At 54.5% G+C, this 7,710-nt stretch carries 10 protein-coding genes and 2 pseudogenes; 8 read left to right on the top strand and 4 right to left on the bottom strand.

Going from position 1 to position 7,710, the window contains the following annotated elements:
* Positions 1-515: 515 nt before the first annotated feature.
* Positions 516-791: pseudogene (locus E4P82_RS21050) on the top strand (helix-turn-helix domain-containing protein); the annotation flags it as partial.
* A 238-nt stretch (positions 792-1,029) separates the two neighbouring features.
* Complete coding sequence (locus tag E4P82_RS21055; RefSeq protein ID WP_169250710.1) at positions 1,030-1,395, top strand: hypothetical protein; 366 nt, start codon at positions 1,030-1,032, stop codon at positions 1,393-1,395.
* 91 nt (positions 1,396-1,486) lie between these two features.
* Here the strand turns inward: E4P82_RS21055 and E4P82_RS21060 are convergent, their stop codons facing one another.
* Positions 1,487-2,086, bottom strand: a complete 600-nt coding sequence (locus tag E4P82_RS21060) for a protein kinase family protein (protein ID WP_169250711.1) — start codon at positions 2,084-2,086, stop codon at positions 1,487-1,489.
* 856 nt (positions 2,087-2,942) lie between these two features.
* Between E4P82_RS21060 and E4P82_RS21070 the strand changes: the two genes are divergently transcribed.
* The 4 genes and pseudogenes from E4P82_RS21070 to E4P82_RS23940 all read left to right on the top strand — a co-directional run bounded on the left by E4P82_RS21070 (position 2,943) and on the right by E4P82_RS23940 (position 4,498).
* On the top strand, positions 2,943-3,170 hold the full coding sequence (locus E4P82_RS21070; protein WP_169250713.1) for an antitoxin MazE family protein: 228 nt from the start codon (positions 2,943-2,945) through the stop codon (positions 3,168-3,170).
* Entirely contained in the window at positions 3,167-3,493 is a 327-nt protein-coding gene (locus tag E4P82_RS21075; protein WP_169250714.1) for a type II toxin-antitoxin system PemK/MazF family toxin, read from the top strand. Before E4P82_RS21070 ends, E4P82_RS21075 begins: the two co-directional genes overlap by 4 nt.
* A 391-nt stretch (positions 3,494-3,884) precedes the next feature.
* Positions 3,885-4,172, top strand: a complete 288-nt coding sequence (locus E4P82_RS21080) for an XRE family transcriptional regulator (protein ID WP_169250715.1) — start codon at positions 3,885-3,887, stop codon at positions 4,170-4,172.
* Positions 4,173-4,177: 5 nt separating this feature from the next.
* Positions 4,178-4,498 (top strand): annotated as a pseudogene (locus tag E4P82_RS23940) (helix-turn-helix domain-containing protein).
* A gap of 70 nt (positions 4,499-4,568) precedes the next feature.
* Here E4P82_RS23940 and E4P82_RS21090 read toward each other — a convergent pair.
* From E4P82_RS21090 to E4P82_RS21100, 3 genes are read right to left on the bottom strand one after another with little or no spacing between them, the layout of a single operon-like run.
* The gene (locus E4P82_RS21090) at positions 4,569-4,772 is read right to left on the bottom strand and encodes a hypothetical protein (protein WP_169250716.1); all 204 of its coding nucleotides are present in this window, start codon (positions 4,770-4,772) and stop codon (positions 4,569-4,571) included.
* Positions 4,762-5,067, bottom strand: a complete 306-nt coding sequence (locus E4P82_RS21095) for a BrnT family toxin (RefSeq protein ID WP_420887151.1) — start codon at positions 5,065-5,067, stop codon at positions 4,762-4,764. The genes E4P82_RS21090 and E4P82_RS21095 overlap by 11 nt, the downstream gene beginning before the upstream one ends.
* Positions 5,068-5,126: 59 nt before the next feature.
* Positions 5,127-5,582: a hypothetical protein gene (locus tag E4P82_RS21100; RefSeq protein WP_169250717.1), complete on the bottom strand. Its 456-nt coding sequence runs from the start codon at positions 5,580-5,582 to the stop codon at positions 5,127-5,129.
* Between the two features lie 762 nt (positions 5,583-6,344).
* On the opposite strand from E4P82_RS21100, the gene E4P82_RS21105 reads away from it, so the two are divergent.
* Both E4P82_RS21105 and trfA read left to right on the top strand, forming a co-directional pair.
* The gene (locus E4P82_RS21105) at positions 6,345-6,815 is read left to right on the top strand and encodes a hypothetical protein (protein ID WP_169250718.1); all 471 of its coding nucleotides are present in this window, start codon (positions 6,345-6,347) and stop codon (positions 6,813-6,815) included.
* A gap of 11 nt (positions 6,816-6,826) precedes the next feature.
* A partial coding sequence (trfA, locus tag E4P82_RS21110) for a plasmid replication initiator TrfA (protein WP_169250719.1) occupies positions 6,827-7,710 on the top strand: 884 nt, incomplete at its 3' end.

Below are 7,710 nucleotides of genomic sequence, written 5' to 3' on the forward strand. Positions count from 1 at the left end.
ATTAAATGTAGATAGCGCACAATGAATCCAATGCTATATAGTGAGTTAGCGCACTCGCTTATTTTTAATTTAAGAATATGATAATCAGTGGAAAATACAAAGCTTAATTTATCGTTGTAGCGAACTCCGCTGCTGAACGTATACGGTAATCTTTGAACCTGGAAATTTTTAATGTTATTTATATGAAAATATACAAATATTTCTGTCATAATAATTCACAATTCCTATTGTACAAGAGCCAAGTACCTGAGAGCTTATGAGAGAAAATTGCGATCAAAACAGCATTATTAATTATTAGTAATGCTAGATATGGCGAGTCTTAGCTTTTAAGTCATCCTTAAAAATTTTCCTAAATTCATGTCTAGATTTTCTGGAAAACTGCTTGTTTTTTTCCGTTATTCCATGAAATTCAAGATTGGCGCCCAAATCCTGAAATCTTGAATCCCATCGAAGGCAACCGCACGAAAGGGAGCCATTTCACGCGGTGACATGAGACAGACCGTGGCGAAATATGCGGCGGCGTCGATCTGACCAGCTTGGCTGGAAAGATGACAATGCACATCATTAACGTGGTCGCTCAGTTCGAGCGCGATCTGCTCGTCGAGCGCACGCAGGCTGGACTATCCCGCGTGAAAGCTCAAGGAACACCGCTTGGGAGACCGACCACCTTGTCACTGGCTCAGCAACAAATCGTGCGCGAGAAAATTGAAAGCGGAGAAACCGTTTCAGCGATCGCACGCCAGTTCAATACCAGCAGGCAGATGATCATGCGCGTCCGAGATCACGCCTGAATCTATGTCGCGTTTGGTACCTTTGTTGAGATAGACCCATTGTCTGCTACACCTTGTGGAACAGCTTAGGACAACGTAGCGGACAAGGTGGCACATGGCGATATTGAGCGTGAGCGAGGCGTCCAGGCAGTGGCGGGTGGGACGTACCAACTTGTATCGTGCAGTCAAAAGCGGACGACTCAACTTGTCCGCGCGCCCAGATGGAAGCCGAGGAATTGATACTTCTGAGCTTGTCCGAGTGTTCGGAGAGCCGTCCAACCGGACGACCGCGAACGTCCCATTACTGTCCAGCACCAATCTGACAGTGACGGAATTGGACGACCGCGAACAGGAGCGAACACCATCCCCGGTCGTTCTGCTACAAAATCAGGTCAACCAATTGTCTATACAATTGGAACAGGCCAACAAGCAGGGAGTACGCCTGCTGGCCCTACTGGAGAACGAGCAGCACGCCCGCCGCGAACTGGAGACGAAGCTGCTACCAGCGCCCAGGCCAACGGGCAGAGTCAGGCCGTGGGTATTGCTGGCCCTGCTGCTGGTGGCGGTGCTGGCGTTCGTCGGCTGGCACTTTCGCGCCATAATCGTTTCTGCGCTGGCGTCCTAAACTCTAACGTGGAAGTGAGGGGGCGCCGAGCGTAGCGAGGGAAGCCAGCTTGCTGGCCGTCCCCTCGACTGTAGTGTTAGGCCACACGGGTTCATTCACCACGCAGCTCTTTGAATTTGTCGCTCCAAATTCCGATCTTTTTCGTCTGTGCGGTGCTTTGGGCGATTGCTAGGTCTTTCAAAAATGCCTCATAGCTCGCATTCGGAATAAGCCTTCGCGGTGGACTCTCCTTGGACTTTGGCAGATTCGGGTTAAGTTTTCTCGCATAGGCGGCTCCGGCCTCAATATTGGCGCGATCAGGCGTCCCGCGTGACAGAGCCTCAAAGTGAACTGCGTCGAGCATGACGCTGCCGGGAAATATACCGCTCCTCACAAGGGATAGGTTCAGGTTGTCCGTTCCATCGACAGCCCAAATATAGACAATCGGCGTCTTTGAACCATCACCGATGATGGAGACTGGAACTGCTTTGGCATTGGGATGCTTGCTCAGCCATTCTGGAATAGCAGTATCTTCTTCACTTGAGCTGATAGTGCGAAAGAATCCGTTTCCAAGAAGGCAATACGTTGTCTTGTCTCCAGTTCGCTGACCAAAGAACTTTTGAAACTTGAGTTCATTCAACGGGAAGGCATCTTGGGCAAACGATGCACCGCAGAAAATGACAAGGAGAACAAATGCGGCGTGTTTTAGCATGTGTGGCCTAACGTCCGCGCTTGAGCGAGGGGTTAGGCCGCACTGCACCACCGCAACCGGGTTCCTCAAGCGCGCAGTGTCAACCATGCGATAGCCCCGAGGACCAGCAGGACAACCACAAGTACCAAGCCACCGACCTTCGACCGAGCCACCTCCCCTGGCGCAGGGCCTCTGGGACCGCGACCTTGACCCCCGTGGTACTGACCATGCGCATCAACGATGTCCTTCGCCTCCTTTAGGCCAATCCCGTAGGCTTCGCGGACCAAGCGTATGGCTTGAAGCGTCTCTCCTGCGACAAGGGCAGCCTGCGCCTGCGCAGGAATCTCTCGGATCACAGGTTGCGACCTGTTCGAATCTGGAAGGTTGCCCGCTTCGACGGCGGCCTTGGCATCCGCCAAGCCGAGTCCCGTGTGCTTTCGCAGCAATCGGATTGCCTCAATCTTCTGTCCGGCTGCCATTGCTGACCGCACGTCCTCAGGCAATGGCGACGACATGTGTTTTCCCTCCTGCCGCGATCAGCCGGCGCTGGCCTTGTGCGGCCTAACAAGTGATTAATGGTTTCTACTGATCTACCACGATCAGCCATCGTTAACAATATTTAATTGATCTTACTAGCCTTTATTAGCAGTCTATCGTTCATCGCCAGTCTCGCTACGCCCGATGTTCGCCGTCTTCCACAGAACTCGCGTTGGCGCAGCAGAGTACCTTATGGTTGGACTTTTTTAATTTTAGGGCAATCCTAAACGCGACCGAAGGAACAATTCACGATTGCCAGCGAAGTCATGAGTCGCTTGGCCTTGATACATCACATTTTTTAGTTAAATAATAACAAATATAACTTGTTATAGGTGATGTTATGGCAACCACGCACGATACTCTGCTCGAAAACGTCCGACGCTACCGGGAACGAATGAAGGCGCAAGGCTTTCGGCAACTGAGCCTCTGGGTACCCGACACGCGCTCGCCCAAGTTCGCCGAAGAGTGCCGACGCCAGTCGCGACTGGCCGCGCGGCAGGACAGCGAGAGCGACATCCTGGATTTCCTGGACACGGCTGTTAGCGACATCGAGGGGTGGGAGCCGTGAAGCGAGGGGATTTGGTGACCGTCGCGCTGCAAGGCGATTTCGGCAAACCGCGCCCCGCCTTGATCGTCCAGTCCGATTTGTTCAACACCGAACACGCGACCCTCTCGGTATTGCCGATTACCAGCGAGATTGTCGGTGCGCCGATTTTCCGAATTACCCTCGAACCCTCCAATACCAACGGACTACGCAAGGTTTCTCAAATCATGGTGGACAAAATTGTCTCCATCAAACGCGACAAGGTTGGAGAGCCCTTCGGACGACTGGAGGAAGAAACGATGCTGCGTGTCAATCGTGCCTTGGCGGTCTGGCTTGGAATCGCCTGACGTTCAGATTGCCGACTTGCGCTTTTTGGTAAGCTGATGAATGAGTAAGGCTGCACTGGAGACACAAACCGGAAGTGAAGCCGACGAGCCGATGACGAGAAAACGAAGGACTGCTGATGGATTAAAGACGGGTCAATGACGAGTCACTGATAGATCGCTGACGAGCCGGAACAGGCGCGAGGCGGGCAACCAGACGGCCGGGCTGTGGATAAAGTTCGGCCATGGAAAGTTGCACACCTGCAAGGATGCTTTCGATAGTTGGCTGGAAGCGAAGGAAGCCCCCAAGCACTACGACGCAGTCTTTTTGGGCTTCGCCAAAAAGTGGGCCACGCCGAACGCGACCTGGATATTGCCAAGGCCTGTTGCGCTCAAATCGAATTGAGGTGAACCCGTGAACGACACCACGACCGAAGCCTTCACCAACGTGTGGGACGCCCTTGCCGACACACCGCAGGAAGCGGCCAACCTCAAGGTCCGCTCCGAGCTGATGAGCCAGATCGCGGCGCTCGTCCGGGAACGCGGCTGGACGCAGGTGGAAGCGGCCCGCCGCTGCGGCGTGACCCAACCCCGCCTGAACGACCTGTTGCGCGGTCGCCTGTCGCGGTTTTCACTGGACGCCCTGGTCAACATCGCGGCGGCGCTCGATTGTCGGGTGCATGTCGGCCTGGACGCGGCTTAACCGTCATGGTTGAGTTCGAAAGAGGCGGTACCCATAGTTTATGCCGATCTCGGCTACCCGAACGCTGAGGAGAGTTTAGAAAGGCACAACTCACCCGCGAAATTGACAAGATCATCAAGGCCCGGCGCTGGAGCTAGCAAAAGGCCGCCGAGGTCATGGGAATTCCTCAGCTCAAGCTGTCGGAGATGTTGCGCGGCCGTTTTCGCGGCATCAGCGAAACCCAGATGCTGGAGGGCTTAGCGCGGCTGGGTTGCGATATTCAAATCACCGTCAGCCCTGCCCGCCGCCGGACCGCGCCGGGTCAGGTTAGCGTGGTTTTTCGCTGATCTAGCGCCGTCACCCCGTGAAGTTTTGCATCGCGGATTAGGGTTTCTTGTATGGAGAGTAAGTCCGGTTTTAAGTCGATGCCAAATGATGTTCTTCGGCGTACTGGCGAAGCGCACGGTTGACCGCTTCCGAGTCTGGAAACAGCTTATGTAAATCCGGTTCTATCAATACGATATTCGTTCCTGCACGATAGCGTTCGGCATACTTACCTCGTTGTCCCGATTGAATGAGGTCCGCTGGATATTCCGGTCTCAACGTATCTTCATTGTTCATAAGCTCGACGCTCCTGGCGAGTCATGGGCCTCGCGGAAATGATTCGAATGGTGTCTGCTCGTTCGGTGTACGACACGACGAGAAAATGGCCTTTTGAAGAGACACCAAACAACAGATAGCGGGCTTCCTCTTGGGAATGGTCTGGATCGCGGATGCAGGAGGAATAATCATCGCCGAAAACCTCGGCGGCTTCCTGAAAGGAAACGCCATGTTTTCCTTGATTCAGGCGTGCCTTCATTGCATCCCACTCAAAATTCATCACGCCCTTCCGATCAAAAACCGAGTGAATATCCAATCAATCCGCCAGCAACACGACCGATGAAGGGAGGCGGCAATCCCTGCAACGCAGCAACACTACAACACCTCCGGATCCGGAGCGGGAATGAAATACCCATCGCTGGTGAAGACGCAGGCCGCACCCGGCGGGAACACAACCGGCGGCACGGCACTATCCGCCGCACGCGGGGACGCCTTCGCGGGCGCGACATCGCGTGGCGTAGCGCCAGACAACGGCGTGACAACGCGGGTTCGCGGGTCTTTCTTCACCGCCGCACGCGGTTTTTTGGGTCCAGACCGCGCCTTTTTGTGGCGGGATAACTCGTTGCGCAGGGCGGTGTAGCCGATGTCGAAGCCGTTGTTTTGGAGCTGTCGCGCGATTTGCTTCAAGGTGTAGCCCTTATCGCGCGCCTGCTGGATCGAACTGGCGAGCAAGGCCACCGTTTTGCGTTTGGTGAGCGGGGATTCCGCATCCGGCATCTCCGCCAAACAGTTGGCAAGTCTCTGTACTTCATCTGGTTTGATCTCGGACATTTCGCTATCGCTCCCGACTTGGACCTTTGCGCCAGGCGTTACAAAGCAATTGCACATAACATTGCGGCATCATTGCAAGATGGTTGTACACAACATTACAGATTTTATTGCAATATCGTTGCAATAATATTGTACTTTAAACTGAATCGCAGTTTCACACGAGTTTGCAACACACTTGCAGCATGGCCGCATACGCCATGACAGGATGCCGTTCGTGGTGTTACGGCACCTTGCCTAATAGCCGACAACTCCTAGCCACCGCGATGGCATCTGTCTCGCCGGTTCGTGATCGAGGTCCAACGCCGACCCTCGCGTAATCCCGACCGGACCACCACGCGACCTGCTTGATTGGCGATCAGAATCACCGAGTTGAGTAGCTCGATAATCGTGCTGATGGGGGATCATCAAAACGGACTGGGCGCCGGAAGCGGCAATATCGTCTCGATGGTGTGGCTGACGGGGGCCGTGGTGAACCGGGCGGGAGGTCTGGATCCATCAGAGAGTTCGAGCGGTGGGAACGATGTGGGAACGTCTTCGGATCTCCCGAACCGGCCGAGTTATCCACAGGCAGAAGGCGAGGGGAGGCTGCACACCCGTTGCACCTTGCGGTGCGGTCAAAAAAACGACCAAATCGCTGCAATCGATTGATCTATCGTATAAAATATCAAATTTATTTGAATTCAAAAAAACTTATTAGAATTTCTAATGAATTATTTAAATTAGATCAATAGGTTGCCATGAAAACGAAAAAAATCGGATTTCGTGGAACAAGTCACGTTCCGCATCAATGCCGAAGTGGTCGGCGCCATTCAAAAATCGGGGCAAAGCGCGCCCGATTGGTTTCGGCAAGCGGCCCGAAATCGGATCGACGGCGAGCGGCGGGTAGAAACCCCGACCGGCAAACTCGAAAAGCAAATCACCGCTCTCCAACAACAGACCAACGGTCTGCAAAAAGAAATCGCCCGGCTCCAGCAATCGGAGGCCGTCGCGCACGCCACGGTGGTGGAGATGCGGAAAACCTTGGCGGCGATCCAGCAAAACCACGTCGAGCTTCATCGTTCCCTGGAACAGATGCACACCGGGTTCGGCCACGCCTTCACCGCACTCGGCCAGTCGCTGCTGGTCGCGCTGAGCCAGCAACTCGACTTGCACCTTCAAAGGGTGCTAGAGAAAAAAGAGGATGAACCACCCCCCTTCAAATTGCCCCCCATACCCCCGCGAACCCGGCTTTAGGAGATCGCGCAATGAACGCCAAACCGATCAAACCCGCAGCTCAGGCCGAGACAAGCAGCGCCAGCGCCGGAACCGATCCTTTGGTTGCCAAAATCAAAGCCGTCGAGTCCCGTGCCATCGAACGATCCCGGCAACGGCGAGGGCAAGCGACTCAAGAGTCGCTGCCCCTTTCCCCGGAGGCGTTTTCCGCCCCGTTACCACCAGCCAAAGTGGTCAAGCTCCCGATTTGGCCGGAAGGGTCCAGAGGCACCCCGAACAGCTTTTTGCGCAGTGCCCTGTTCGCCGCCATTCAAGGTAAAGAGCGGAGGGCGCTCAGGGGTGAATTGCTGGCCTCACAGTCTGGGATAGAAATACGTTTTACCGGCTGGCAGCTAGACCAATACGATTTGGATGTGTGGGAGCAGGCCATGCAGCTAGCGGCCAAGCATCCCTTGGGTAATGTGTGCGTTTTCAAGATCAAGGCGTTTTTGCGGGCGCTCGGCCGCCAAGACGGCAAGTCGGAGCGGGATTGCCTGATGGATTCCTTCCGCCGCATCGCCGCGACTTGTGTCGAAATCAAGCAAGGCCTGCACACCTACGGCGGCAGCATGTTGGAGTTCTGGCGCGATGAGGAGACTGACATTTACCAACTACAACAAAACCCAAAAATCATGGCCCTGTATCACGCGGGATGGACAGCGATTGACTGGGAGCTGCGCCGCAAGCTGCGCCGCAAGCCTCTGGCGCTATGGCTTCACGGTTGGTTTTCCAGTCACGCTGAGAACTACCCGGCCAAGGTTGAGACCATCCGGCAGTTAAGCGGTAGCCGGAACAAGCAAAAATCAAGTTTTAGACGGCAGCTTGGGTTGGCTCTTGCTGGCCTTCAGGCTGAAAATGTGATTACAGATTGGGCGAT

Source organism: Candidatus Competibacter phosphatis (assembly GCF_012939995.1).
Lineage (GTDB): Bacteria > Pseudomonadota > Gammaproteobacteria > Competibacterales > Competibacteraceae > Competibacter > Competibacter phosphatis.

What these genes read in the sequence shown, in the direction of transcription:
- E4P82_RS21060 (WP_169250711.1), bottom strand. Translation starts at nt 2,086, where the DNA reads ATGCTAAAACACGCCGCATTTGTTCTCCTTGTCATTTTCTGCGGTGCA.
- E4P82_RS21070 (WP_169250713.1), top strand. Translation starts at nt 2,943, where the DNA reads ATGGCAACCACGCACGATACTCTGCTCGAAAACGTCCGACGCTACCGG.
- E4P82_RS21090 (WP_169250716.1), bottom strand. Translation starts at nt 4,772, where the DNA reads ATGAACAATGAAGATACGTTGAGACCGGAATATCCAGCGGACCTCATT.
- E4P82_RS21100 (WP_169250717.1), bottom strand. Translation starts at nt 5,582, where the DNA reads ATGTCCGAGATCAAACCAGATGAAGTACAGAGACTTGCCAACTGTTTG.